The sequence below is a fragment of the Devosia sp. genome, assembly GCF_036406155.1.
GTDB lineage: Bacteria > Pseudomonadota > Alphaproteobacteria > Rhizobiales > Devosiaceae > Devosia_A.
This window is the reverse complement of the sequence record NZ_DASWVV010000203.1, coordinates 1-25382: the sequence shown is the minus strand read 5'-3', so window position 1 is coordinate 25382 and position 25382 is coordinate 1. Positions and strand designations below refer to the sequence as shown.

The 25382-nt window shown below is 68.7% G+C and carries 29 protein-coding genes; 25 read left to right on the top strand and 4 right to left on the bottom strand.

The features are described 5' to 3' along the window. Window positions 1-409: 409 nt before the first annotated feature. The 3 genes from leuD to leuB are packed head-to-tail and all read left to right on the top strand — an operon-like array spanning window position 410 to window position 2512. Window positions 410-1015, top strand: coding sequence for a 3-isopropylmalate dehydratase small subunit (gene leuD, locus VGD93_RS14465; RefSeq protein WP_395012869.1), 606 nt, complete (start codon window positions 410-412; stop codon window positions 1013-1015). Next, a complete protein-coding gene (locus VGD93_RS14460; protein ID WP_395012868.1) occupies window positions 1015-1404 on the top strand; it encodes a RidA family protein in 390 nt (129 codons plus the stop codon). The genes leuD and VGD93_RS14460 overlap by 1 nt, the downstream gene beginning before the upstream one ends. Window positions 1405-1417: 13 nt before the next feature. Further along, window positions 1418-2512, top strand: a complete 1095-nt coding sequence (gene leuB / locus VGD93_RS14455; RefSeq protein WP_395012867.1) for a 3-isopropylmalate dehydrogenase — start codon at window positions 1418-1420, stop codon at window positions 2510-2512. A gap of 14 nt (window positions 2513-2526) precedes the next feature. Here leuB and VGD93_RS14450 read toward each other — a convergent pair whose 3' ends face one another. Next, window positions 2527-3636 (bottom strand): tellurite resistance/C4-dicarboxylate transporter family protein, encoded by a 1110-nt coding sequence (locus VGD93_RS14450; protein ID WP_395012866.1) that lies wholly within the window; start codon window positions 3634-3636, stop codon window positions 2527-2529. After that, complete coding sequence (locus VGD93_RS14445) at window positions 3623-3991, bottom strand: hypothetical protein (RefSeq protein WP_395012865.1); 369 nt, start codon at window positions 3989-3991, stop codon at window positions 3623-3625. Before VGD93_RS14445 ends, VGD93_RS14450 begins: the two co-directional genes overlap by 14 nt. Window positions 3992-4212: 221 nt before the next feature. Here VGD93_RS14445 and VGD93_RS14440 point away from each other — a divergent pair, with 221 nt between their 5' ends. After that, window positions 4213-4785 carry an acyloxyacyl hydrolase gene (locus VGD93_RS14440; RefSeq protein ID WP_395012864.1) on the top strand — a complete coding sequence of 191 codons (573 nt, stop codon included), beginning with the start codon at window positions 4213-4215 and terminating at the stop codon, window positions 4783-4785. 9 nt (window positions 4786-4794) lie between these two features. On the opposite strand, the gene VGD93_RS14435 is transcribed toward VGD93_RS14440, so the two are convergent. Continuing rightward, entirely contained in the window at window positions 4795-5997 is a 1203-nt protein-coding gene (locus tag VGD93_RS14435) for an NAD(P)/FAD-dependent oxidoreductase (RefSeq protein WP_395012870.1), read from the bottom strand. A gap of 183 nt (window positions 5998-6180) precedes the next feature. Between VGD93_RS14435 and VGD93_RS14430 the strand changes: the two genes are divergently transcribed. The 4 genes from VGD93_RS14430 (at window position 6181) to VGD93_RS14415 (ending at window position 10243) form a co-directional block, all read left to right on the top strand. Beyond that, window positions 6181-6780 carry an acyloxyacyl hydrolase gene (locus VGD93_RS14430; protein WP_395012863.1) on the top strand — a complete coding sequence of 200 codons (600 nt, stop codon included), beginning with the start codon at window positions 6181-6183 and terminating at the stop codon, window positions 6778-6780. 271 nt (window positions 6781-7051) lie between these two features. Continuing rightward, window positions 7052-8092 carry an aspartate-semialdehyde dehydrogenase gene (locus VGD93_RS14425; RefSeq protein ID WP_395012862.1) on the top strand — a complete coding sequence of 347 codons (1041 nt, stop codon included), beginning with the start codon at window positions 7052-7054 and terminating at the stop codon, window positions 8090-8092. A 17-nt stretch (window positions 8093-8109) separates the two neighbouring features. Continuing rightward, window positions 8110-9003 (top strand): EamA family transporter, encoded by an 894-nt coding sequence (locus VGD93_RS14420; protein WP_395012861.1) that lies wholly within the window; start codon window positions 8110-8112, stop codon window positions 9001-9003. A 142-nt stretch (window positions 9004-9145) separates the two neighbouring features. Then, window positions 9146-10243, top strand: coding sequence for a PAS domain S-box protein (locus VGD93_RS14415; protein WP_395012860.1), 1098 nt, complete (start codon window positions 9146-9148; stop codon window positions 10241-10243). Window positions 10244-10258: 15 nt separating this feature from the next. Here VGD93_RS14415 and VGD93_RS14410 read toward each other — a convergent pair whose 3' ends face one another. Then, entirely contained in the window at window positions 10259-10900 is a 642-nt protein-coding gene (locus VGD93_RS14410; protein WP_395012859.1) for a carbonic anhydrase, read from the bottom strand. Window positions 10901-10995: 95 nt separating this feature from the next. On the opposite strand from VGD93_RS14410, the gene VGD93_RS14405 reads away from it, so the two are divergent. The 17 genes from VGD93_RS14405 to VGD93_RS14325 all read left to right on the top strand — a co-directional run. Next, window positions 10996-11205 carry a DUF1737 domain-containing protein gene (locus tag VGD93_RS14405; protein WP_395012858.1) on the top strand — a complete coding sequence of 70 codons (210 nt, stop codon included), beginning with the start codon at window positions 10996-10998 and terminating at the stop codon, window positions 11203-11205. A gap of 98 nt (window positions 11206-11303) precedes the next feature. After that, the gene (locus tag VGD93_RS14400) at window positions 11304-11537 is read left to right on the top strand and encodes a hypothetical protein (protein ID WP_395012857.1); all 234 of its coding nucleotides are present in this window, start codon (window positions 11304-11306) and stop codon (window positions 11535-11537) included. Window positions 11538-11707: 170 nt separating this feature from the next. Further along, complete coding sequence (gene sdhC, locus VGD93_RS14395) at window positions 11708-12091, top strand: succinate dehydrogenase, cytochrome b556 subunit (protein ID WP_395012856.1); 384 nt, start codon at window positions 11708-11710, stop codon at window positions 12089-12091. Window positions 12092-12098: 7 nt separating this feature from the next. Beyond that, window positions 12099-12482: a succinate dehydrogenase, hydrophobic membrane anchor protein gene (gene sdhD / locus VGD93_RS14390; protein ID WP_395012855.1), complete on the top strand. Its 384-nt coding sequence runs from the start codon at window positions 12099-12101 to the stop codon at window positions 12480-12482. A 6-nt stretch (window positions 12483-12488) separates the two neighbouring features. After that, window positions 12489-14285, top strand: coding sequence for a succinate dehydrogenase flavoprotein subunit (gene sdhA, locus VGD93_RS14385; RefSeq protein WP_395012854.1), 1797 nt, complete (start codon window positions 12489-12491; stop codon window positions 14283-14285). Between the two features lie 95 nt (window positions 14286-14380). Next, on the top strand, window positions 14381-14818 hold the full coding sequence (locus VGD93_RS14380) for a DUF3052 domain-containing protein (RefSeq protein ID WP_395012853.1): 438 nt from the start codon (window positions 14381-14383) through the stop codon (window positions 14816-14818). Then, window positions 14815-15123: a hypothetical protein gene (locus VGD93_RS14375; RefSeq protein WP_395012852.1), complete on the top strand. Its 309-nt coding sequence runs from the start codon at window positions 14815-14817 to the stop codon at window positions 15121-15123. Before VGD93_RS14380 ends, VGD93_RS14375 begins: the two co-directional genes overlap by 4 nt. Window positions 15124-15136: 13 nt before the next feature. Next, complete coding sequence (locus VGD93_RS14370) at window positions 15137-15919, top strand: succinate dehydrogenase iron-sulfur subunit (RefSeq protein WP_395012851.1); 783 nt, start codon at window positions 15137-15139, stop codon at window positions 15917-15919. A 75-nt stretch (window positions 15920-15994) separates the two neighbouring features. Then, on the top strand, window positions 15995-16219 hold the full coding sequence (locus VGD93_RS14365; protein ID WP_395012850.1) for a hypothetical protein: 225 nt from the start codon (window positions 15995-15997) through the stop codon (window positions 16217-16219). Between the two features lie 160 nt (window positions 16220-16379). Beyond that, window positions 16380-17024 (top strand): AprI/Inh family metalloprotease inhibitor, encoded by a 645-nt coding sequence (locus tag VGD93_RS14360; protein ID WP_395012849.1) that lies wholly within the window; start codon window positions 16380-16382, stop codon window positions 17022-17024. 2 nt (window positions 17025-17026) lie between these two features. Next, window positions 17027-18172 (top strand): cell division protein ZapE, encoded by a 1146-nt coding sequence (gene zapE / locus VGD93_RS14355; protein WP_395012848.1) that lies wholly within the window; start codon window positions 17027-17029, stop codon window positions 18170-18172. A gap of 99 nt (window positions 18173-18271) precedes the next feature. Further along, window positions 18272-19234, top strand: coding sequence for a malate dehydrogenase (gene mdh, locus VGD93_RS14350; protein ID WP_395012847.1), 963 nt, complete (start codon window positions 18272-18274; stop codon window positions 19232-19234). Between the two features lie 117 nt (window positions 19235-19351). After that, a complete protein-coding gene (gene sucC, locus VGD93_RS14345; RefSeq protein WP_395012846.1) occupies window positions 19352-20551 on the top strand; it encodes an ADP-forming succinate--CoA ligase subunit beta in 1200 nt (399 codons plus the stop codon). 33 nt (window positions 20552-20584) lie between these two features. Continuing rightward, window positions 20585-21490 carry a succinate--CoA ligase subunit alpha gene (gene sucD, locus VGD93_RS14340; RefSeq protein WP_395012845.1) on the top strand — a complete coding sequence of 302 codons (906 nt, stop codon included), beginning with the start codon at window positions 20585-20587 and terminating at the stop codon, window positions 21488-21490. A 5-nt stretch (window positions 21491-21495) separates the two neighbouring features. After that, on the top strand, window positions 21496-21837 hold the full coding sequence (locus VGD93_RS14335; protein ID WP_395012844.1) for a DHCW motif cupin fold protein: 342 nt from the start codon (window positions 21496-21498) through the stop codon (window positions 21835-21837). A gap of 144 nt (window positions 21838-21981) precedes the next feature. After that, window positions 21982-24984 (top strand): 2-oxoglutarate dehydrogenase E1 component, encoded by a 3003-nt coding sequence (locus VGD93_RS14330; protein WP_395012843.1) that lies wholly within the window; start codon window positions 21982-21984, stop codon window positions 24982-24984. Between the two features lie 89 nt (window positions 24985-25073). After that, on the top strand, window positions 25074-25382 hold a 309-nt coding region (locus tag VGD93_RS14325; protein ID WP_395012842.1), incomplete at its 3' end, for a biotin/lipoyl-containing protein.

Here is a 25382-nt window from a genome sequence, read left to right as displayed (position 1 = left end):
CGGCCAGGCCGGTCCGTGACGGGACGGGTGACCGATACGCTCGGTCGCCTCGCGACACTGGCAGCCGCTGCCCGGCTGCCGAAGGCAGGGCCCCCGCCGGCAGCGGCAGGGCCCTGGCCGGAAGCGATGCGGCGAAACCTTCATGCGTGACCGCACAACCGTAACGGGCCGGCTCCAAACCACCCGGCCGCTCCGGCGAGGCGCCAGCCTCACCCTTTTGCGGACTACCCGCTCCGAGGCGACCGCCTCGCCGGGGCCGCTTCCCTCGACAAGGGAGGCGGCGCACAGACAGAGGCGAAACCGTAAGGCCAAAGGCCCGGGCGGCGTTTCGGCGCGTCTGCCATCGTCGACCTTGACCTTTTGCCCAAGCCTGCGCCATTAAGCGGCCAGCATAGGGACGAGTTGCCAAATGGAAAAGTTCACCACGCTGACCGGGGTCGCGGCACCGCTGCCGATCATCAATGTCGACACCGACATGATCATCCCCAAGCAGTACCTCAAGACCATCAAGCGCACGGGGCTGGGCACGGCCCTGTTCTCGGAGATGCGCTACAACGAGGACGGCAGCGAAAACCCCGATTTCGTGCTCAACAAGCCGGCCTACCGCAAGGCGAAAATCATCGTCGCCGGCGACAATTTCGGCTGCGGCTCCTCGCGCGAGCACGCGCCCTGGGCGCTGCTCGACTACGGCATCCGCTGCGTCATCTCCACCAGCTTCGCCGACATCTTCTACAACAACTGCTTCAAGAACGGCATCCTGCCCATCGTGGTCAGCCCCGAGCAGCTCGAGCTGCTGATGGACGACGCGCAGCGCGGCTCCAACGCCACGATCACCGTCGACCTCGAGAGCCAGACGATCAGCGGCCCGGACGGCGGCACCATCCGGTTCGACATCGACCCGGCCCGCAAGCACGTGCTGCTCGAGGGGCTGGACGACATCGCCGGCACGCTCAAGCACAACGCCGAGATCGCCGGGTTCGAACAGCGCGTGCACGCCGCGCGGCCGTGGATCTGATGGTCCGCAGGATCTCCTCGGGCTCGCCCTTCGAACACAAGATCGGCTTCTCCCGCGCCGTCGTCGACGGCGACATGGTCTATGTCTCCGGCACCACGGGCTACGACTACGCCACCATGCAGATGCCCGAGGACGCCCGCGCCCAGGCGCGCAACGCCTTCGCCACCATCGCCAGGGTGCTCGAGGAGGCCGGCGCGGGCCTCGCCGACGTGGTGTGCGCCCGCTACTACATTGCCGACATGGCCCATTATGACGCGATGGTAGCGGTCGCCGGCGACGTCTTCGGCGACATCCGGCCGGCCGCGACCATGGTGGTGTGCGGGCTGACCACGCCCGAAATGAAGCTCGAGATCGAAGTCACGGCGCGCATCGGCGCGCGCAACTCCTGAAAAGAAACCGCTCATGTCCCATACCCTCTTCCTGCTCCCCGGCGACGGCATCGGCCCTGAAATCATGGCCGAGGTCGAAAAGCTGATCGCCTGGACCAATGCCCAGGGCCTCACCGACTTCGCCACCGATCGCGGCCTCGTCGGCGGCTGTGCCTACGACGCCTGCGGCGAGGCCATCTCGGAAGCCGACATGGGCAAGGCGCTGGCCGCCGATGCGGTGATCTTCGGCGCCGTGGGCGGGCCGAAATGGGACCACGTCGCCTACGAGCAGCGGCCCGAGGCGGGGCTGCTGCGGCTCCGCAAGGATTTGCAGCTGTTCGCCAATCTCAGGCCGGCCATCTGCTACCCGGCGCTCGCCGACGCCTCGGCGCTGAAGCGCGAGCTGGTCGAGGGCCTCGACATGCTGATCGTGCGCGAGCTGACCGGCGGGGTGTATTTCGGCGAGCCCAAGGAGATCACCGATTTGGGCGGCGGCCAGAAGCGCGCCGTCGACACGCAGGTCTACGAGACTTACGAGATCGACCGCATCTGCCGCGTCGCCTTCGAGCTGGCGCGGACCCGCCGCAGGCTGGTGCATTCGGCGGACAAGAAGAACGTCATGAAGTCCGGCGTGCTGTGGGACGAGGTGGCGCACGCGGTGGCCGCCGACTACGCGGACGTGCGCTTCGAGCACATCCTCGCCGACAACTGCGCCATGCAGCTGGTGCGCAATCCCAAGCAGTTCGACGTCATCGTCACCGACAATTTGTTCGGCGACATCCTGTCCGACGCCGCCGCCATGCTCACCGGCTCGCTCGGCATGCTGCCCTCGGCCTCGCTGGGGGCGCCCGACGCGGCGACCGGCAAGCGCAAGGCGCTGTACGAGCCGGTGCACGGCTCGGCCCCCGACATCGCCGGCAAGGGCGTCGCCAACCCCATCGCCATGCTGGCGAGCTTCGCCATGGCGCTGCGCTATTCGTTCGGCATGGCGGAACTGGCCGGCCGGCTGGAGGGCGCCATCGCCGCGGTGCTGGCCGACGGCCTGCGGACCGCCGACATCGCCCAGGGCGGCCGCAGCGTCGGTACCGAGGAAATGGGCGCGGCCATCCGCGCGAGGCTGGCGGCGTAGGGCGCCGCCGCCGCTCAGGCCCGGGGCGCGCCGGCGCGGATCGCGGCGGCGCTGCGCCCCAGATGGTGGACGAGCCCGGCCATGGCGGCGAGCCAGGCGGCGAGCGCCACGTAGATGAAGGCCTGCGGCACGACGACGAGGAAGCCCAGCTCCAGCGCCCGGCTGAGCTGGAAGGTGCTGGTGGTGTACATGCCGAGCGGGAACACCATGCCCCAGAAGGCCGGCTCGTACACCAGCCGGTCCTTCTGCCACAGATAGCGCCAGGCCATCAGCGCGAACAGGAAGGGAATCCACCAGCTCGCCACCGCCCAGAAGAACAGGGTGAAGCCGCGCAGGAAGGGCAGGAAGGGGCCGAGCAGGGGCCAGGCTTCGGCCCTCAGGATGAGGATGGAGCCGGCCAGGGTCGAGATCGCCACCGCACCCATGTTGATCCAGTAGGGCGGGCTGAAATCGCGCGAGGCGAGGCGCACGAAGGTCAGCCGGTAGAAGATCAGCGGGATGATGGCGAGATAGAGCATCGAGCCGATCATGAACATGACCAGCGACAGGAACTGGATCGGCTCGGGCGGCGCGCTCGCCGCATCCAGCGTGCCGCGCAGCACCACGATCGACTGGGTGGCGACGGCGGCGATGAGCCAGGCGCCGTTGATGCCGGCGGCGAGCGAGGGCTTGCGGGCGCGGATGGTGACGGCGGTGAAGAAGCCGTACATGACCACGAGCCACAGGCCGAGGCCGAACCACCACAGGATTTCGCCCACCAGCCGGGCATCGGCGACGACGACGTTCTGCGTGCCCAGCACGCAGGTGCCGGCCACCAGGGTGAAGAAGCCGGGCGCGCGCTGGTGGTCGGAGACGTCGCGCGCCAGCTGCGCGCGGAAGGCGGCCATGCGCACGAGCGTCAGCCCCCACAGGCAGGGATAGGCGATCCAGTTGACCACCAGCAGCGCGCGGGCGACGAGCGGCAGGCCGAGCAGGGCGCAGGCGATGGAGACGACGCCGGTCGCCATGGTCAGGGCGAAATAGCCGGGAAACAGCGTCTCGGCCGCCGACAGCACCATGGCGCGGGCCATCGCGGCGGGGGACGCCGTGCCCGAAGCGACCGGGGCGCCCTCAGTGCCCGGCATAGCGCAGCAGCAGGTCGAATTGCAGGAAGACGAGGACGAAGGCGGCGTTGGCCGCCCAGGCCACGGTCAGCCAGCGCGCCAGGACGCTCCAGAACGACTCGCTGGCGCTGGCGCAGCGCCACAGCGACGGCACGATCCACAGCGAGTAGCCGGCGAAGCCTAACAGCAGCGCCTGCTCCCACGCCAGTAGCCCGTGCAGGCGGACCCAGGCATAGAGGGCGACCTGCACCGCGCTCAGGGCCACGCCATGCAGCCAGAACACCTCCGCCAGCGGCGACTTGCCGTGCCAGGCGCGGATTTCGGGGGCGAAGAAGGCGGAAAGAAAGGACGGATGTCCGGCGGAGTGTTCGGTCAAGTCTGTCGCGCCTCCAGCCAACAGGCGCGCGCCGCTTCCGCTGTTGCGAACGTGTGCTGTCGCGGCGGCAACAATAGCACCTCGGCGAGGCAGGGCAACCCACGCCGGCCGCGGGGATGGTGGCCGCCGGCCACATCCGGCCAAAATCGGGGGACGGGCGTTGACTCGGAGGCTCCCGCGTGGCTCTCATCGGGCCGGACAGGGTCGGGCAGGGTGCGCGCATGAACAGGGTGGTGGGCTGGCTGGTGCCGGGCGTGGCGCTGCTCCTCGGAGCGGGCACCGCTGCAGCCCAGGAGGGATTCGGCATCGACGAAGTGCGCGGCGGGCTGTTCTTCCACAGCGTCGACCACGCCCCGGCCGACAGTTTCCTCGGCTTCCTCGATACGCGCCGGCTCGAGGACGTCAATGTCGAGCTGTTGTTCACGCCCTTCGACCTGGGCCCCGGCTGGATCGGCGAGTTGCGCCCGCATGTCGGCGCCACGGTCAATCTGGGCGGGCTGGAGAGCCAGCTCTATGCCGGCCTCAGTTGGACCTGGCAAGTCTTCGACGGCCCGGTCTTCATCGAGGGCAGCTTCGGGGCGGCGCTGCACAACGGGGCCGCCGACGGCGTCGGCTACCCGGCGCGCAACCTGGGCTGCCCGGCGCTGTTCCGCGAGAGCCTCAGCCTCGGCTACGCGCTCACCGAGCAGGCCAGCGTCATGGCCACGTTCGAGCACGCCTCGCATGCCGGGCTGTGCGGCACCCACAACGAGGGCCTCACCAACCTGGGCGTGCGCCTCGGCTGGACGTTCTAGCCTGGCGCCTCACGCCACCTGCCCGGCGGCCCAGCCCGAGGCCCAGGCCCACTGGAAATTGTAGCCCCCGAGCCAGCCGGTGACGTCGACGCATTCGCCGACGAAGTACAGGCCGGGCACCCGGCGCGCCGCCAGCGTGGTGGACTCGAGATCGGCGGTATCGACCCCGCCCAGCGTCACCTCGGCGGTGCGATAGCCCTCGCTGCCCGTCGGCTTGAGCGTCCAGCGCCTGAGCCTGTCCTCGACCCCGGCGAAGGCCTTGTCGGAGAAGTCGCCGATCATGGCGGGGCCGCCGAGCTCCGTGGCGAGCACCTGGGCGAGGCGCCTGGGCAGGTGCCGGCCCAGCACCGTCTGCAGCTGCAGCTTCGGGGTGTCGGCGCGGGCGCGGCGCAGCCACTCGCCGAGCCCGCCGCCAGGGAACAGATCGACGACGATGGCGTCGCCTTCGCGCCAGTAGCTCGAGATCTGCAGGATAGCCGGGCCGGAGAGGCCGCGGTGCGTGAACAGCAGCGCCTCCTCGAAACTGCGTTTGCCGACGCCGACGCGGGCCGGGTCGACGGCGACGCCGGCGAGCGGGGCCAGCGTCTCGCGCAGGGCCGGCGCGAAGGTGAGCGGCACCAAGGCCGGCCGGGTCTCGGTGACGCCGAGGCCGAACTGGCGGGCGAGCTGGTAGGCATAGCCGGTCGCGCCCATTTTCGGGATCGACTTGCCGCCGGTGGCGACGATGAGCGCGGCGGCCGCAGCTTCGCTGCCGCCGGCGGTGACGGTGAAGCACCCCCCGGCGTGGCTCACCGACTCGATGGGGCTGGCGAGCCGCAGCGTCACCCCGGCCCGCTGCAGGTCGTCGACGAGCATGTTGACGATCTGCCGGCTGGAGCCGTCGCAGAACAGCTGGCCGAGGGTCTTTTCGTGCCAGGCGATGCCGCGGGCATCGAGCCGCGCGATGAAGTGGGCGGGGGTGAAGCGGGCGAGCGCCGACAGCGCGAAGCGCGGGTTGCGGGAGAGGAAGCGCTCGCGCCCGGTGCTCGCGGTGGCGTCGACATTGGTGAAATTGCAGCGCCCGCCGCCGGAGATGCGGATCTTCTCGCCCGGAGCCGGCGCATGGTCGAGGACCAGCACGCGGCGGCCGCGCCGGCCGGCCTCGGCGGCGGCCATCATGCCGGCGGCGCCGGCGCCGAGGACGATGACGTCAAACTGCAACACCGCCGCCATTCCCGCGCGCATGCTGCCGCCCGACCCGAAATTTGCCGCTTTTCAACCACAGTTGCAGACGATGGCCAGCCCGGCTTGGTCCCGTCGCGGTGAACGCGATTCGCTTGTGTGTAACCATTTGCTGCATAGACTGCCCCGTGTCGCCCTGTATTTGATGTCCGGCGGTCAGAAGGAAGACGAATAGTGCGTGTATTCAGTAAAGGCGTCGCGGTCCTGCTGGCCTGGCTTGCGGCGGCGGCATCGGCCGCGGCGCAGCAGACCCTCAGCACCATGCCCGTCGACGCCTATCTACACGAGTTCCGGCTCGGCGCCTCCTTCGAAGGAGTCGGGCTCGACCCCGATTTCTACTACCTGCCGACGACGGTGCCGCTCGACCGGCTGCACAAGCTCAGCTTCGAGGCGCTGTTCCGCTCGCCCTATCCCGACCTGTTCCGCTGGATCGGCTCGCCCAAGCCGACCGTGGGCGGCGCGCTCAGCCTGACCGGCGACACCAGCTGGGTGTTCGCCGGGCTGACCTGGCAGCTGCCGGTGCTGGAGACGCCGCTGTTCCTCGAGGCGACGGTGGGGGCGACGCTGCACAACGGGCCGCTGCACGACGCCGCCCCCGGCGAGGCCGTCTATGGCTGCCGCTCCCTGCTCTATGTGCGCGGCGGGATCGGCTACGACATCGACGAGCACTGGACGGCGTCGGCCTATCTCGAGCACGGCTCGCACGGCCGCGTCTGCGGCACCGACAATTCCGGCTTCCACAGCGTCGGCCTCCAGATCGGCTACAAGTTCTGAACGCGCAAACAATTTGACTCTTTGGCAATTGAGCGTAGATAGCGTCGCACTGCCTCGAGGAGACAGCCCTGCCATGGGTGCGCACGGATTCGACAGCAACGGCATTGCGATCGGGACCCCGGGTTCCGGCGCCGGCTGCTGCGCGCCCAAAGGCAAAACCACCAAGACCCGCTAGCGCTTTTCCCCGGGCCATCTCCCGCCGGGGAGAGGCTTCGAACCATGCGCCGCCGGTCGCGGGCCGGTGCGGGGGAAACGGGTAAAGGATCAGCAGATGGGTTATCGCGTCGCCGTCGTCGGAGCCACGGGCAATGTGGGCCGCGAAATGCTCAACATCCTCGACGAGCGCAAGTTTCCGGCGAGCGAAGTCATCGCACTCGCATCCTCGCGCTCAACGGGGCTGGAACTCAGTTTCGGCGACCGCCGGCTCAAGGCCAGGAACCTGGCGGACTTCGATTTCTCCGGCGTCGATTTCGCGCTGATGAGCGCCGGCTCCGCCGTGGCCAAGGAATATGGCGAAGCGATCGGCCGGACCGGCTGCATCGTCGTCGACAATTCGAGCTTCTGGCGCTACCACTCCGACGTGCCGCTGGTCGTGCCGGAGGTCAACGCGCACGTGCTCGACGCCTATATGGCGCAGGCCGGGCGCAAGAACATCATCGCCAACCCCAACTGCTCGACGGCGCAACTGGTGGTGGCGCTCAAGCCGCTGCATGATTTCGCCACCATCAAGCGGGTCGTCGTCGCCACCTACCAGTCGGTGTCGGGCGCCGGCAAGGAGGGCGTCGACGAACTGTGGACGCAGACCAAGGGCATCTTCGTCAACGACAGCGCCACGCCCAAGAAGTTCTCGAAGCAGATCGCCTTCAACGTCATCCCGCATATCGACGTGTTCATGGAGGACGGCTCCACCAAGGAAGAGTGGAAGATGGTGGCCGAAACCAAGAAGATCCTCGATCCCCGGATCAAGCTGAACGCCACCTGCGTCAGGGTGCCGGTGTTCGTCGGTCATTCCGAGGCGGTCAACATCGAGTTCGACAAGCCGATCACCGCGGACGAGGCGCGCGACATCCTGCGCGAGGCGCCCGGCATCAGCGTCATCGACAAGCGCGAGCCGGGCGGCTACGCGACGCCGGTGGAGTGCGTGGGCGAGTACGACACCTATGTGAGCCGCATCCGCGAGGACCCGACGGTCGAGAACGGGCTGGCCATGTGGGTCGTCAGCGACAATCTCAGGAAGGGCGCGGCCCTCAACACCGTGCAGATCCTCGAAACCCTGGTCGAGCGCCGGCTGGTGGGGCAGAAGGCGGCCTGATACCGGCGAGGACGCCCATGTCCCTGCGGCACCTGCTGCTCGCCTTCGGCGTGGTCACCGTGTGGGGCCTGAATTTCGTCGCCATACGCTGGGGCGTGGACGAGGTGCCGCCGCTGCTGCTGACGGCGCTGCGCTTCGCCCTGGCCGCGGTGCCGGCGGTGTTCTTCATCCGGCCGCCGAAGGTCGGGCTCGCCCTCCTCGTCGCCTACGGCTTCGCCATCGGCGTGCTGCAGTTCGGCCTGCTGTTCGTCGCGATCAGCCTGGGCATGCCGGCCGGCCTGTCGTCGGTCGTGATGCAGGTGCAGGCCTTCTTCACCATCGGGCTGGCCGTCGCCTTCCTGGGCGAGCGACCGGGCCTGCTGCAGCTGGCGGGGGCGGTCGTCGCCTTTGCCGGTATCGGCGTCATCGGCCTCGAGCGGCTGCAGGGTGCGGCGCTGTTGCCGCTGCTGATGACCATCGCCGCGGCGCTGTTCTGGGGCATCGGCAATATCATCACCAAGAAGGCCGGCGCCGTCGACATGCTGAGCTTCGTGGTGTGGTCGAGCCTGGTGCCGCCGCTGCCGCTGCTTCTTGCCTCGCTGCTGCTGGAGGGGCCGGGGGCCTTGCCGCAGGCACTGGTCGGCCTCACCTGGCTGGGGGCGGGCTCGCTGCTGTTCATCGCCTATGCCTCGACGCTCTTCGGCTACGGGGGGTGGAGCGTCCTGCTGCAGCGCTACCCCGCCAACCTGGTGGCGCCGTTCGCGCTGCTGGTGCCGATCACCGGCATCGGCGGCGCGGCGCTGCTGCTCGGCGAGACGATTTCGGCCGTCGAGATTGCCGGCAGCGTGCTGGTGTTCGCCGGCCTGCTGCTCAACGTGTTCGGGCCGCGGCTGTGGGGCAGGCTGCGACCGCGGGCGGCGCCGGCGCCGTGAAAGCGGCCGCTGGCCGCATTGGCCCTCGCCGTAAGGAAAAGTTGTTGATTATGATGCAGCCTTTCCGGGTTCGGGCCGTTACTGCACTGCATTCGCAAGGCCGCGGCGCGCGGTACGGGGTGCGCGTGCATTGGGGACGAGGATGGTGGCAAGGAATGCCAAGGCGGCGGTCTCGGCCGCGCCCGCCGATGTCGGGGCCAATGCCCCGTCCAGCGCAGAGGACACCACGAGGGCGCTGCTGGCGGCGATCGTGGAGTCCTCCGACGACGCGATCGTCAGCAAGGACCTCAATGGCATCGTCACCTCGTGGAACGCGGGGGCGGAAAGAATTTTCGGCTATACCGCCGAGGAGATGGTCGGCCAGCCGATCATGCTGCTGATCCCCGCCGGCCGCGAGAACGAGGAGCCCGCCATTCTCGCCCGCATCCGCCGCGGCGAGCGCGTCAGCCATTACGAGACGCTGCGCCGCCACAAGGACGGCCACCTGCTCAACATCTCGCTCAGCATTTCCCCGGTGCGGGGTGCCGACGGCAAGATCGTCGGTGCCTCCAAGATCGCCCGCGACATCACCGAGCGCAAGCAGCTCGAGGAAGCGCGCCGCGCCCTCAGCCTCGAGATCAACCACCGCACCAAGAACCTGCTCGCCGTCGTCGAGGCGCTGATCCGGCAAACCGCCGCGCACGGCTCGCCCGAGGATTTCGTGCGCCGCATTTCGCAGCGCCTGCGGGCTCTCGCGGCCAACCAGGACCTGCTGGTCGAAGGCAGCTGGCGCGGCGCCGAGATGGGGGACCTGGTGCGGGCCCAGCTCGCCCATATCGACCAGATGCTCGGCTCGCGGGTCAAGCTCGACGGCGATCCCGTGGTGGTCACCCCGCCGGCGGCGCAGGCCCTGGGCATGGCTTTCCACGAACTCGCGACCAACGCGCTCAAGTACGGCGCCCTCTCGGGCGAGCGGGGCCACGTCAACATCTCGTGGCGCATCGAGGCGGTGGGCGAGGAGCCCGAACTGACCGTGACCTGGCGGGAAAGCGGTGGCCCGGCGGTCATCCCCCCGGGGCGGGCGGGGTTCGGCACCACCATCATCGAGCGCATCACCGGCCAGTCCCTGGGCGGCGGCGTGGTCATGACCTACGCGCCGAGCGGGCTGGTGTGGGAATTGAAGGCCCCGGCGGCGCCGCTGCTCAGCGTCGTCCAGCAGCTCGCGCCGCCGCCGCTGCCGGACGAGGCGACGGGGCCCTAGTCTGGCCGCCGACCGTCAGACGTCGGGCCGGCCGAAATCGCCGGTCGTGTTGTCCATGACCCACAGCTCGCCGTTCGAGATGTCGAACCAGGCGCCGTGGATGGTGAGCTTGCCCTCGGCCTCGAGCGCCTGCACGTAGGGAAAGGTGCGCAGGTTCTGGATCGAGTTGCGGATGGACAGCCGCTCGAGGGCAATTTGCCGTTCGGCCGGGGTGAGGGCGCTGTAGCTGCCGACTTTTTCCGCGACGGGTCCGAGCAGGCTCATCCACTTGCCGATGAAGTCGCCTTCCCCCAGCGGCCCGGCCGAGGGGTCGAGCGCGGCGCGGATGCCGCCGCAGCGGCCGTGGCCCATGACCACGATGTCGCTGATGCCGAGCGCCACGACGGCAAACTCGATGGCCGCAGAGGTGCCGTGCCGGTTGGCGTCGGGCTCGAACGGGGGGACGAGGTTGGCGACGTTGCGCACGACGAACAGTTCGCCCGGATGCGCATCGAAAATGGTTTCAGGGGCCGCGCGGCTGTCGCAGCAGGCGATGATCATCGCGGTCGGCTTCTGCCCGGTCTCGGCAAGTTCGCGATAGCGCGGCTTCTCTACCTGGTAGCGCGCGGACATGAAGGACTGGTAGCCATCCAACAGAGCTTTCGGAAAGCGGTGCATTCGGTGCCAATTGCCGGTAAGAAAGCAACACTGCTTATCGTTAAGCAGCCAGTCCCGCAACTCGCGCTTGTATAGCGGAGCATCCGGATTCAACCATGCTGATCTATCGATTCCTGACCGGGGAAGACGATTCCGCCTTCTGCCACAAGGTCACCAAGGCGCTGTCGGAAGGCTGGGTGCTGCACGGCACGACCAGCTACGCCTATGACGCGGCGAGCAAGAAGATGCGCTGCGGCCAGGCGGTGACGAGGATCGTCGCGGACCAGCCCTACGACCCGCACAAGAAGCTCGCCGACTACAGATAAACCGGCAATGAACGGCCGGTTCAAGGCCGGTTCGGCGTCGCTGCGCTAGAACCTTCTGCACAACGCGCCTCGGGGCGCATTCAGCAGGGGAGTGTCGCATGCGCACCAAGGTGCTCATCATGCTGCTCGGACTCGCCGCCGTCGCCATCCCGGCGGTGGCCCCTGCCGGCCAGGGTCCGGTCCGCCTCGCCGACCGCCAGGTCCCGGCCGTGCCGCAGCTGACCGATGCCGCGTGGCGGCTGCTGCTCGCCGATCCGGCCGCGGCGCAGCCCTTCAGCCTCGTCCTGCCGCGGCGTTTCACCACGCTCGAGCCGGCCGGCGGCGCCCTCTGAGCGGCGCGCGCAGCGCCGCCGCGGCGTGCCCGACGACCGGTTACGTCAAAAGTTCGAGGCGGCCGATCCTTTCTCGCTTTGACGTAGCCCTCTCCCGCCGCTAGAAGTTTCGCCATATTCCAATACAGGAGCGTCCGCGCCGGATGGCGCCGGCGCCGCGCGAGACATTCATGGCTCCCCGATCCCGACCGCTTTCTCCCCATCTGCAGGTCTACCGGTTCACGCTGACGATGACGATGTCGATCGTGCACCGCATCACCGGCATCGCCAACTATGCCGGCACGGTGCTGCTGGTCGCCTGGCTCGCGGCAGCGGCCCTTGGGGAGGGGCCGCACGCGGCGATGAACGCCTTCTTCGGCAGCTGGTTCGGCCAGCTCGTGCTGTTCGGCTACACTTGGAGCCTCATCCATCACATGCTGGGGGGGCTGCGCCACTTCGTGTGGGATTTCATCATCGCTTTTGACCCGGCGGGGCGCGAGGCGATCGTGCGGGTGCATCTGGCCCTGTCCATCCTGCTCACGCTGGGGCTGTGGGCGCTGTTCGTGTGGATGTGAGGCAGAAATGATCGATCGCAAAATCATCGCCACCCCGACCACCCATTACGGCGCACCCAAGCGGGCGACCCGGACCTTCATCCACCAGCGCATCAGCGGCGCGCTCAACGTCCTGTTCCTGGTCTTCTTCATCTGGCTGGTGATCCGGCTGGCCGGGGCCGGGCGCGCCGAGATGGTCGGCGTCATCGCCAACCCGTTCGTCGCGGTGGTGCTGGCGCTGCTGCTGGTCAGCGTCACCTATCACATGCGCATCGGCATGGGCGAGGTGATCGAGGACTATCTCGACAAGGAGCGCACGCACCGGCTGGGCATGACGCTCAACACCGCCTTCTCGGTCGCCATCGCGTTGATCGGGCTGGTCTCCGTCGCCAAAATCGCATTCTGGGGTTAAGTGCCAATGGCTGCCTATGAGATCATCGACCATGCCTTCGACGTGGTCGTCGTCGGGGCCGGCGGCGCGGGCCTCAGGGCCACGCTGGGCATGGCCGAGCAGGGGCTGACCACCGCCTGCGTGACCAAGGTGTTCCCGACCCGCTCGCACACGGTTGCCGCCCAGGGCGGCATCGCCGCCTCGCTCGGCAACATGGGCGAGGACAACTGGCAGTGGCACATGTACGACACCGTCAAGGGGTCGGACTGGCTGGGCGACATGGACGCCCAGGAGTACATGGTGCGCGAGGCGCCCGCCGCGGTCTACGAACTCGAGCACTACGGCGTGCCGTTCAGCCGCACCGAGGAAGGCAAGATCTACCAGCGCCCGTTCGGCGGCATGATGATGAATTTCGGCGACGGCCCGCCGGTGCAGCGCACCTGCGCCGCCGCCGACCGTACCGGCCATGCCATCCTGCATACGCTGTACGGCCAGGCGCTGCGCCACAACGCCGAGTTCTTCGTCGAGTATTTCGCCCTCGACCTGCTGCTGGGCGCGGACGGCGCCGTGAACGGCGTCATCGCCTGGAGCCTCAACGACGGCACGCTGCACCGCTTCCGGGCCAAGATGACGGTGCTGGCCACGGGCGGCTACGGCCGCACCTACTTCTCGGCGACGAGCGCCCATACCTGCACCGGCGACGGCAACGGCATGGTGGCGCGCGCCGGGCTGCCGCTGCAGGACATGGAATTCGTGCAGTTCCATCCCACCGGCATCTACGGCGCCGGCACGCTGATCACCGAGGGCGCGCGCGGCGAGGGCGGGTACCTGACCAACTCGGAGGGCGAGCGCTTCATGGAGCGCTATGCCCCCAACGCCAAGGACCTCGCCTCGCGCGACGTGGTCAGCCGCTGCATGACCATCGAGATCCGCGAGGGGCGCGGGGTGGGCCCGAAGAAGGACCACATCTACCTGCACCTCGACCATCTCGACCCCAAGGTGCTGCACGAGCGCCTGCCGGGCATCACCGAATCCGCCCGCATCTTCGCCGGCGTCGATCTGACGCGCGAGCCGATCCCGGTGCTGCCGACGGTGCACTACAACATGGGCGGCATCCCCACCAACTATCACGGCGAGGCCATCGACCCGCGCCGCGGCGGCCCGGACGCCACCATTCCCGGGCTGATGGCGGTGGGCGAGGCGGGCTGCGCCTCGGTGCACGGCGCCAACCGGCTCGGCTCGAACTCGCTGATCGACCTCGTGGTGTTCGGCCGCGCCGCCGCCATCCGCGCCGGCGAGGTGGTGGACCGCAAGGCCCCGGTGCCGGCCGTGGACAAGGCGGCGGACGACAGGATCCTCGCGCGCTTCGACCGCCTGCGCCACGCCAACGGCTCGGCGCCGACGGCCAAGGTGCGCGAGCGCATGCAGCGCATCATGCAGGAAGACGCGGCCGTGTTCCGCACCGAGGAATCGCTGCAGTCGGGGGTCCGGCGCATCACCGAGTTGTGGGACGTCTTGCCCGACCTCAAGGTCACGGACCGCTCGATGATCTGGAACACCGACCTGGCCGAGACGCTCGAACTCGAGAACCTCGTCGCCAACGCCACCGTCACCGTGGTCTCGGCCGAGGCGCGCAAGGAGAGCCGCGGCGCCCATGCGCGGGAGGACTATCCCGAGCGCGACGACGCCAACTGGCGCAAGCATACGCTGGCCTATCTCGACGCATCGGGCAAGGTGACGCTCGACTACCGCCCGGTGCACACGCAGCCGCTCAGCGACGAGATCGACCCCAAGAAGCTCGCGCCCAAGAAGCGCGTGTACTAGGAGGCAGGCATGTGCCGGATGGGCGAGAACCTGGACTGGGCGCGGCTCGCGGCGGCACGGATCGAGAGCGCAGCCGCGGCCGGTGCCGGCGCCCCATGACGACGGCGGCCGCCGCGGGCTATTCGGGGACGCCGCTGGCGCAAAAGCTCGGACTCAGGGACGGGCAGCGGGTGCTGTTCATCGCGCTGCCGCCCGACCTCGAGGGGCTGCGCAGCGCGCGCCGCTTCGCCGAGGTGACCGAGGCCGGCTGGGATACGCTCGGCGCCGGCGCGCCGGGCTACGACATCATCCACGGCTTTGCCTCGGTGCGGGCGGTGCTGCAGCGCCACGCCCGCCGGTTGCTGGACCTGGTGGCGCGGGACGGGGCCATCTGGGTGTCGTGGCCGAAGCGGGCGAGCAAGGTGCAGACCGATATCAGCGAGGACACGATCCGCGAGGTCGCCTTGCCGCTCGGGCTGGTGGACGTGAAGGTCGCTGCCGTCAGCGACGTGTGGTCGGGGCTCAAGCTGGTCGTGCGCAAGGAGTTGCGATGAGGCGGGTCATGGCCGTGCTCGCGCTGCTCGCCGCGGCCGCGGCAACGCCGGCGCTGGGGCGCAGCGACGCCGAATTCGTCGCCGCCTGCATGGCCTACGGCATGGCCGAGGCGGCGTGCACGTGCAAGGCCGAAGCCGCCGGCAAGCTGCTCGATGCGCGGCTGTTCGGCCTCGTGCTGCTGTCGATGCGCGATCCCGACGGCTTCACCGCCAGGGCCAGGGGCGGTGACCTGACCGATGCCGATCAGGCCCGCTGGGCCAGCTATATCCAGGAATCCAACCGCGCCTGCGGGCTGAACTACTGAAGGACTCACTGCCATGGTCGAGTTGATGCTCCCCAAGGACTCCCAGATCAAGCCGGGCAAGACCTGGCCGAAGCCGGCGGGCGCCACGCGGCTCAGGGAATATCGCATCTACCGCTACGATCCGGACACCGAGGCCAACCCGCGCATCGACACCTATTTCGTCGATCTCGACGATTGCGGGCCGATGGTGCTCGACGCGCTGTTGTGGATCAAGAACAACGTCGACCCGACGCTGACGCTGAGGCGTTCCTGCCGCGAGGGCGTGTGCGGCAGCTGCGCCATGAATATCGACGGGCTCAACACCCTGGCCTGCACCAAGGGCGCCGACGAGATCAGCGGCCCGGTGAAGATCTACCCCTTGCCGCACATGCCGGTGGTCAAGGACCTGGTGCCGGACCTGACGACCTTCTACGCCCAGCACCGCTCCATCGAGCCGTGGCTCAAGACCACGACGCCGCCGCCCAAGACCGAGCGGCTGCAGACGCGCGAGGACCGCGCCAAGCTCGACGGGCTGTACGAATGCATCCTGTGCGCGTGCTGCTCGACCTCGTGCCCGTCCTACTGGTGGAACGGCGAGAAATACCTGGGCCCGGCCGTCTTGCTGCAGGCCTATCGCTGGCTCATCGACAGCCGCGACGAGGCGACCGAGGAGCGGCTCGACAACCTCGAGGACCCGTTCAAGCTGTATCGCTGCCACACCATCATGAACTGCACCAAGACCTGCCCCAAGGGCCTCAACCCGGCCAAGGCGATCGCGCAGATCAAGAAGATGATGGTGGAGCGGCACATCTCGTAACCCGGCCGTGCCGACGCGCGCCTTGCGCCGCCGCCCGGATTGGGCTTGGCTGCGCGGGCAGCCGCGGGAGGCCCCATGCTCGAAACCATCGCCCAGGTCGAAGACCCGTCCGTCGCCCGCGTGCTGATCGCCGCCCTCAAGGCGCACGGGTTTCACCCGCTCGAGGGCGGCGAAAGCGGCCTGCCGGGCATGCCCGGCGTGTTCTCGCCGCAGGGCGTCCCCGTCACCGTGCCGGAGGCGGAAGCCGGGGACGCGCGACTCCTCGCGGAGGCGCTGCTCAAGGAGATGACCGCCCGTTAACCTTGGGCCGATCGCCGCGGCCGACGGTCGCAACATGGCCACATTGATCGCGGCACTAGACGAAAAGCGGGCAGCACGCCGGTTGAACGGGGTGGCTGCCGGCGCTATATGCCCCGGGCGATATTCGCCAAGAATGGGCCCTCGGGCACGGAGCAGGCCAATGACGACTCGGAAACGCGCCGGCGTTCCAGCCGCCGCGATCGCAGCGCTGGCGTTGCTTTTGACCGGTTGCAGCAGCATGAGCGGCCAGCAGGCTGCGCGCAGCCAGCCGGAACAGCTGCAGCCGATCCAGGACGGCACGGTGGCGAGCACCGACCTGCCAACCATCGGCGGTGCCCCCGGCACACAGCCGGTGCAACTGGGCGCGCCGCCCTCGCCGGGTCAGGTCAACCCGGCCCTGACCGGCCAGCCGGTGCTCGGCGGTGGCCAGCCAGTGCCGCTGACGACCGCCGATGGCGGCTTCGTCACCCTCGATTCCGTCGGCAACCTGCCGGCCACGCCCGGGCGCGACCTCACCGGCGGGCTCACTACCAGCAAGCTGGTGGGCGGCTGGACCATCGTGTCGGGCACGGCGCAGTGCAAGCTGTACCTCACGGAGACGGCCAAGGCCGGCACCGGGCGCCTGCGCGCCTCCACCCCCGGCTGCGAGATGCCGGGCCTCAAGGTGGTGGCCTCCTGGCAGCTCGCCGGCAGCCAGGTGCAGCTGTTCGATGAAAACGGCGACATGATCGCCGCCCTCATCCTGTCGGGCAACCGCTTCATCGGTACCCTGGCGGGCGGCCAGGGCATCTCCATGGTCGGCTAGGGGTGGCCGGCTCGCGGAGGGGGTCCGCGGCCCATCCTGTCAGCACGGCCCTCGCCGCCCTCGTCGGCACGGGGGCGCTCAGCGCCGATCCGCTGCAGCAGCGGGCGGCCCGCACGCTCGACCGGATCGCCGCGGAACTGAGTTCGCGCGCGGCGGCGCGCGGCCTGCTGCCCGCACTCGGCCGCAAGAAGCGCCCGGCGATCCGCGGCGCCTATCTCGTGGGTGAGGTCGGGCGCGGCAAGACGCTGCTCATGGACCTGTTCTTCGCCCATGCCGGGATCGCCGAAAAGCGGCGGCTCCACTACCACGAATTCATGGACGAGGTGCACGCCGCCATCGCCCGCTTCCGCAAGTTGGCCAAGGGCCGGGCCGAGAACGCCGACCCGGTGGCGGCGGCGGTCAAGCCCGTCCTGGGCGGGGCGCGCCTGCTCTGCCTCGACGAGTTCCAGGTCAACGACATCACCAACGCCATGCTGCTGGGGCGGCTGTTCGAGCAGCTGTTCGCAGCCGGCGTGGTGGTGGTGGCGACCTCCAACGTCCTGCCCGAGAACCTCTATTCGGGCGGGCTCAACCGCCAGCTGTTCCTGCCCTTCATCGCGCTGCTCGAAAGCCGTGTCGAGATCGTCCGCCTCGACGGGCCGACGGACTACCGGCGGCTGAAGTTCGAGGGCGAGGACGTCTACCATTTCGGCACCGGGCCCGAGGCCGCGGCGGCGCTCGACCGGCTGTGGCTCAAGCTCACGGGCGGGGCGCCAGGGGCGCCCGAGGAGATCCACTCGCTGGGCCGCACCATCCGGGTGCCGCGCGCGGCGATGGGGGCGGCGCGCTTCTCCTTCGCCGAGTTGTGCGAGCGGCCGCTGGGCGCGCGCGACTACCTCAAGCTCAGCCACGCCTACGAGACGCTGGTGCTCGACGGCGTGCCGCAGTTCGGCCGGCTGCAGTCGGATGCCGCCAAGCGCTTCATCCTGCTCGTCGACACGCTCTACGATCGCGGCGTCAAGCTGGCGGCGAGCTTTGCGGCGCCGCTCGACGCGCTGGGGCAGGACGACAAGACCCGGTTCGAGTTCCAGCGCACCGTGTCGCGGCTGGTCGAGATGCAGTCGAGGGACTATTTAGGCGCCCCGCCCAAGCCGGACGCGGAGGCCTGAAGCGCCCCGGCGCTTCGTCAAACGGCTTACTTGCCCTCATAGGTGGGTGGCGCTAAGAGGGGCGCGCAATTCCAGCAGTGACCGAACGGGGGTATTTGGATGGCGCGCAAGAAGATCGCTCTCATCGGAGCGGGGCAGATCGGCGGGACTTTGGCGCATCTCGTCGCGCTCAAGGAACTGGGCGACGCGATCCTGTTCGACATCATGGACGGCGTGCCGCAGGGCAAGGCGCTGGACCTCAGCCAGTCCGGCCCGGTCGAAGGCTTCAACGCCACCATCAAGGGCACCTCCGAGTACAAGGACATCGCCGGCGCCGACGTCGTCATCGTCACTGCCGGGGTGCCGCGCAAGCCCGGCATGAGCCGTGACGACCTGCTCGAAATCAACCTCAAGGTGATGGAGCAGGTGGGGGCGGGCATCGCCAAGTACGCGCCCGATGCCTTCGTCATCTGCATCACCAACCCGCTCGACGCCATGGTGTGGGCGCTGCAGAAATTCTCGGGCCTGCCGACGACCCGCGTCGTCGGCATGGCCGGCGTGCTCGACTCTGCGCGCTTCCGTCATTTCATCGCCGACGAGCTCGGCGTCTCGGTCGAGGACGTCACCGCCTTCGTGTTGGGCGGGCACGGCGACAGCATGGTGCCGCTGCCGCGCTACTCCACCGTCGCCGGCATTCCGCTCACCGACATCGTCAAGATGGGCTGGATGGGCAAGGACAGGCTCGACGCCATCGTGCAGCGCACCCGCGACGGCGGCGCCGAGATCGTCGGGCTCCTCAAGACCGGCTCGGCCTTCTACGCCCCGGCGGCGTCGGCCATCGCCATGGCCGAGAGCTACCTCAAGGACAAGAAGCGGGTGCTGCCGGCCGCCGCCTATCTGAAGGGCGAGTACGGCGTCAAGGGCACCTATGTCGGCGTGCCGGTAATGATCGGCGCCGGCGGCGTCGAGAAGGTGGTCGAGATTTCGCTCTCCGGTTCCGAGCAGAAGGCCTTCGACAAATCCGTCGCCGCAGTCGACGGGCTGATCGAAGCGTGCAAGAAGATCGCCCCGAAACTGGCCTGATCCCGCCGCCCTCGCGCCCCCGCGCGAGGGCGGTTCGGCCTGCGGGCTGCCCCCCGGCCGGACGTGTCCGGGGGCGCGGTCCGGCGAATTGCCCCGAACGACTGTGAAGGACCGTCGATGAACATCCATGAACACCAGGCCAAGGCGCTGCTCAAGACCTACGGCCTGCCGGTGGCCAAGGGCGTCGCCATCTTCAAGCCCGAGGAGGCCGAGGCCGCCGCCGCGTCCCTGCCCGGACCGCTCTATGTGGTGAAGAGCCAGATCCATGCCGGCGGCCGCGGCAAGGGCAAGTTCAAGGAACTGCCGCCCGACGCCAAGGGCGGTGTGCGGCTGGCGCGCAGCGCCGCCGAGGTGGTCGCCAACGCCGGCGAGATGCTGGGCCACACGCTGGTCACCAAGCAGACCGGGGCAGCCGGCAGGCAGGTCAGGCGGCTCTATATCGAGGACGGCGCCGACATCGCCCGCGAACTCTACTGCTCGCTGCTGGTCGACCGCGGCAGCGGCCGGGTGAGCTTCGTCGTCTCCACCGAAGGCGGCATGGACATCGAGGCGGTGGCGCACGACACGCCGGACAAGATCGTGTCGCTGCCGGTCGACCCCGAGACCGGCGTCACCAGCGCCGACGTGGAGAAGCTGGCCGACGCACTCGCGCTCGAGGGCGCGGCGCGCACCGATGCCGGCCTCGTCTTCCCGGGGCTGTATCGCGCCTTCGTCGAAAAGGACATGAGCCTGCTCGAGATCAATCCGCTGATCGTCATGCAGGACGGCCATCTCAGGCTGCTCGACGCCAAGGTGAGCTTCGACAACAACGCCCTGTTCCGGCATCCCGAACTGGCCGAGTTGCGCGACCTCTCCGAGGAGGACGAGAAGGAGATCGAGGCCTCGAAATACGACCTCGCCTATGTCGCCCTCGACGGCAATATCGGCTGCATGGTCAACGGCGCCGGCCTCGCCATGGCGACCATGGACATCATCAAGCTCTATGGCGAGGAGCCGGCCAACTTCCTCGACGTGGGCGGCGGCGCCTCCAAGGAGAAGGTCACGGCGGCGTTCAAGATCATCACCGCCGACCCCGCCGTCAAAGGCATCCTGGTCAACATCTTCGGCGGCATCATGCGCTGCGACGTCATCGCCGAGGGCGTCATCGCGGCGGTGAGGGAGGTCGGCCTCAAGGTGCCGCTGGTGGTCCGGCTCGAGGGCACGCGGGTCAAGGAAGGCAAGGCCATCCTCGACGCCTCCGGCCTCGACGTCATCTCGGCCGACGACCTCGACGACGCGGCGCAGAAGATCGTCGCGGCCATCAAGGGCCAGAACTAGCCGCCCCCGGCGCAGCAACCAGACGGAAGAGCCATGTCCATTCTCGTCAACAAGAACACCCGCGTCCTGGTGCAGGGGCTGACCGGCAAGACCGGCACCTTCCACACCGAGCAGGCGCTCGCCTATTACGGCACGCAGATGGTGGGCGGCGTCCACCCCAAGAAGGGCGGCGAGACCTGGACCTCGGGCGTCGACGGCACGGCGCTGCCCATCTTCGCCACGGTCGCCGAAGGCAAGGCGGCAACCAATGCCGACGCCTCGGTGATCTACGTTCCGCCGGCCGGCGCCGCCGATGCCATCCTCGAGGCGATCGACGCCGAGATCCCGCTCATCGTGTGCATCACCGAGGGCGTGCCGGTGCTCGACATGGTCCGGGTCAAGGCGCGGCTCGACCAGTCGCAATCGCGGCTGATCGGGCCCAACTGCCCGGGCGTGCTCACCCCCGAGGAGTGCAAGATCGGCATCATGCCGGGCAACATCTTCTCGAAAGGCTCGGTGGGCATTGTTTCCCGCTCGGGGACGCTTACCTATGAGGCGGTGTTCCAGACCACCAAAGCCGGGCTCGGCCAGACCACCGCGGTCGGCATCGGCGGCGACCCGGTCAAGGGCACCGAGTTCATCGATGTACTGGAGATGTTCCTGGCCGACGACGCGACGAAATCGATCATCATGATCGGCGAGATCGGCGGCTCGGCCGAGGAGGACGCGGCGCAGTTCCTCATCGACGAGGCCAGGCGCGGCCGCAGGAAGCCAATGGCCGGCTTCATCGCCGGGCTGACGGCGCCCAAGGGGCGGACCATGGGCCATGCCGGCGCCGTGATTTCGGGCGGCAAAGGCGGCGCGGAGGACAAGATCGCGGCGATGGAAGCGGCGGGGATCAGAATGTCGAAGTCGCCGGCCCGGATCGGCGTCACCCTGGCGGACGTGTTGAAAGGCTAAGGTCGATGCGGCTCAGCGACATTCCGTTCGGAACGACCGACTGGTCGGCCGTTGCCCCCGAACGGCATGCGGGCGAGGCGGGCGAGGCGACGTGGCGGGTGCGGCATTTCGGCCCGCAGGACAACCCGGTCCGCGTGCGGATGGTCGAATATTCGCCCGGATACGAGGCCGACCACTGGTGCGCCAAGGGCCATATCCTGCTGTGCCTCGACGGCAGCCTCACCACCACGCTCGAGGACGGGCGCGAGTTTGAGTTGTCGGCGGGCATGAGCTATCAGGTCGCCGATGGCGCCGAGCAGCATCGCTCGCGGACGGAGACAGGCGCGCGGCTGTTTATCGTCGATTGAACAACGCCGGGCGACCGGGGCCGCTGCGCCGGTCGTTTACAGCGTGCTAAGCTAACCCGGTCACATTGGGGCCGCCGAGACCGGGGATGACAATCTCCGGACAGTTTGAGAAGGAAAGGTTGGGCTACGGCCCGCGACAGGATCATGACCCGACAAGATAAGAACGAACAGTTCTTGCTCTCTTCTTTCCTCTACGGCGGCAACGCCGACTATATCGAATCCCTCTACGCCCGCTTCAAGGCCGATCCCGCCAGCATCGATCCCACCTGGGCCAGCTATTTCGGCCGGCTCGAGGACACGGCCTCCGACGTCACCCGCAACGCCGAAAGCCCCTCGTGGCGCCGCACCGACTGGCCGCAAAGCGCCGGCGGGGAGCTGGTCGCCGCGCTCGACGGCAACTGGGGCGAAGCCGCCGAACTGCCGGCCCGCACGCAGCGCGCCATGGCGCGCCAGGCCGAGGCGACCGGCGCCCCGACGCCGAGCCCGGCCGACGTGCTGCAGGCGACGCGCGATTCCATCCACGCCATCATGATGATCCGCGCCTACCGCGCGCGCGGGCACCTGCACGCCGAGCTCGACCCGCTGCACCTCAAGGCGCCGGAGCCGGCGCCCGAACTCGACCCGGCGAGCTACGGCTTCACCGAGGCCGATTACGGCCGCAAGATCTTCATCGACAACTATCTCGGGCTCGAATTCGCCACCATCCCCGAGATGCTGGAGATCCTCAAGCGCACCTACTGCTCGACCGTCGGCGTCGAGTTCATGCACATCTCCGATCCCGAGGCAAAGCACTGGATCCAGGAGCGCATGGAAGGCCCCGACAAGGGCATCCGGTTCACCGCCGAGGGCAAGAAGGCGATCCTCAACAAGCTGGTCGAGGCCGAAGGCTTCGAGAAGTTCTGCGACGTCAAGTTCACCGGCACCAAGCGCTTCGGGCTGGACGGCGCCGAGGCGCTGATCCCGGCGCTCGAGCAGATCATCAAGCGGGGCGGCGCGCTCGGGGTCCGGGACATCGTGCTCGGCATGCCGCATCGCGGCCGGCTCAACGTGCTGACCCAGGTGCTGGCCAAGCCGCACCGCGCCCTGTTCCACGAGTTCAAGGGCGGCGCCTTCTACCCCGACGACGTCGAGGGCTCGGGCGACGTCAAGTACCACCTGGGCGCCTCGGCCGACCGCGAGTTCGACGGCAACAGCGTGCACCTGAGCCTGACGGCCAACCCCAGCCACCTCGAGATCGTCGATCCGGTGGTGCTGGGCAAGGTGCGCGCCAAGCAGGACCAGCGCGCCGCGGTCGACGGCCGCTTCATCTTCGACACGCGGCAGACCGACCGCTCCTCGGTGCTGCCGCTGCTCATCCACGGCGACGCCGCCTTCGCCGGCCAGGGCGTGGTGGCCGAGTGCCTCGGCCTGTCCGGCCTCAGGGGGCACCGCACCGGCGGCTCCATCCACGTGGTGGTCAACAACCAGATCGGCTTCACCACCTCGCCGATCTATTCGCGCTCCTCGCCCTATCCGACCGACGTCGCCAAGATGATCGAGGCGCCGGTGTTCCACGTCAACGGCGACGACCCGGAGGCCGTGGTCTATGTCGCCAAGGTGGCCACCGAGTTCCGGCAGCGCTTCGGCCGTCCGGTGGTCATCGACATGTTCTGCTACCGCCGCTTCGGCCACAACGAAGGCGACGAGCCCAGCTTCACCCAGCCGCTGATGTATTCGAAGATCCGCGGCCACAGGTCCACGCTCGATCTCTATGCCGCCCGGCTGATCGAGGAAGGGCTGGTGACGGCCGGCGACGTCGAGACGCTGCGGGCCGAGTGGCGTGCCCATCTCGAAACCGAGTTCGAGGCCAGCCAGGACTTCCGCCCCAACAAGACCGACTGGCTCGACGGCCAGTGGAAGGACCTGAAGCGCGCCGACTGCGACGGGCCGCGCCGCGGCGAGACCGGCGTCGAGACCGCCGAACTGGCCCGCATCGGCGCGCAGCTTTGCGCCGTGCCGGATAACTTCCAGGTGCACCGCACGGTGCGCCGCTTCCTCGACCACCGGCGCGCCGCGATCGAGAGCGGCGAGGGCATCGACTGGGCGACCGGCGAGGCGCTCGCCTTCGGTTCGCTGGTGGACGAGGGCCACCCGGTCCGCCTCAGCGGCCAGGACGTCGAGCGCGGCACGTTCAGCCAGCGTCATTCGGTGCTGTACGACCAGCAGACCGACGAAACCTACGTGCCGCTCAACCACATCTCCGACACGCAGCAGCGCTACGAGGTCATCAACTCGATGCTGAGCGAGGAGGCGGTGCTCGGCTTCGAGTACGGCTACTCGCTGGCCGAGCCCAACACGCTCACCATGTGGGAGGCGCAGTTCGGCGATTTCGCCAACGGCGCGCAGGTGGTGGTAGACCAGTTCATCTCCTCGGGCGAACGCAAGTGGTTCCGCATGAGCGGGCTGGTCATGCTGCTGCCGCACGGCTACGAAGGCCAGGGCCCGGAACACTCCTCGGCCCGGCTCGAGCGCTACCTGCAGCTGTGCGCCGAGGACAACATGCAGGTCGCCAACTGCACCACGCCGGCCAACTATTTCCACATCCTGCGCCGGCAGGTGAAGCGCGACTTCCGCAAGCCCCTGATCCTGATGACGCCCAAGTCGCTGCTCCGCCACAAGCGGGCGGTGTCGACGCTCGCCGAACTGGGACCGGGCAGCGGCTTCCACCGGCTGCTATGGGACGACGCCGAAACGCCGGGGCCGCAGAAGACCACCATCAAGCTGGCCTCCGACGGCGACATCCGCCGCGTCATCCTGTGCTCGGGCAAGGTCTACTACGATTTGCTCGAGGAGCGTGAGAAACGCGGCATGAGCGACGTCTACCTGCTCCGGCTGGAACAGCTCTATCCGTTCCCGGCCAAGGCGCTGCTGGACGAATTGAGCCGCTTCAAGCAGGCCGAGATCATCTGGTGCCAGGAAGAGCCCAAGAACATGGGCGCATGGGCCTTCGTGCAGCCCTATATCGACTGGGTGCTGGAGCAGATGGGGCAGGTCGGGCAGCGCCCGCGCTATGTCGGCCGGCCGGCTTCGGCCTCCACCGCCACGGGGTTGATGCGCACGCATCTCGCGCAGCTGCAGACCTTCCTCGACGAAGCCTTTGCCAAGTGATTATTGTTGCAGCGTGATCCATGCGGCCGGGCCTGCCGCCGTCGCGGCGGGCCCGGCCGGCTGATCGCACCCCAAAAGGAAGGGAACAGATGTCGGTAGAGATCCGGGTGCCCACGTTGGGCGAGAGCGTCACCGAAGCCACCATCGGGCAGTGGTTCAAGCAGGTCGGCGACGCGGTCGCGGCCGACGAACCGGTGGTCGAGCTTGAAACCGACAAGGTGACCATCGAGGTCCCGGCCCCGGCCGCCGGGGTGCTCGAAAGCATTGCCGCCAACCCCGGCGATACCGTCAATGTCGGGGCCCTGATCGGCGCCATCGCCCAGGGGGCGGCGGCCCCGGCGCCCAAGGCGGACGCCAAGTCCGCCGACGCCAAGCCGGTGGAGGCGCGCTCCGAGCCG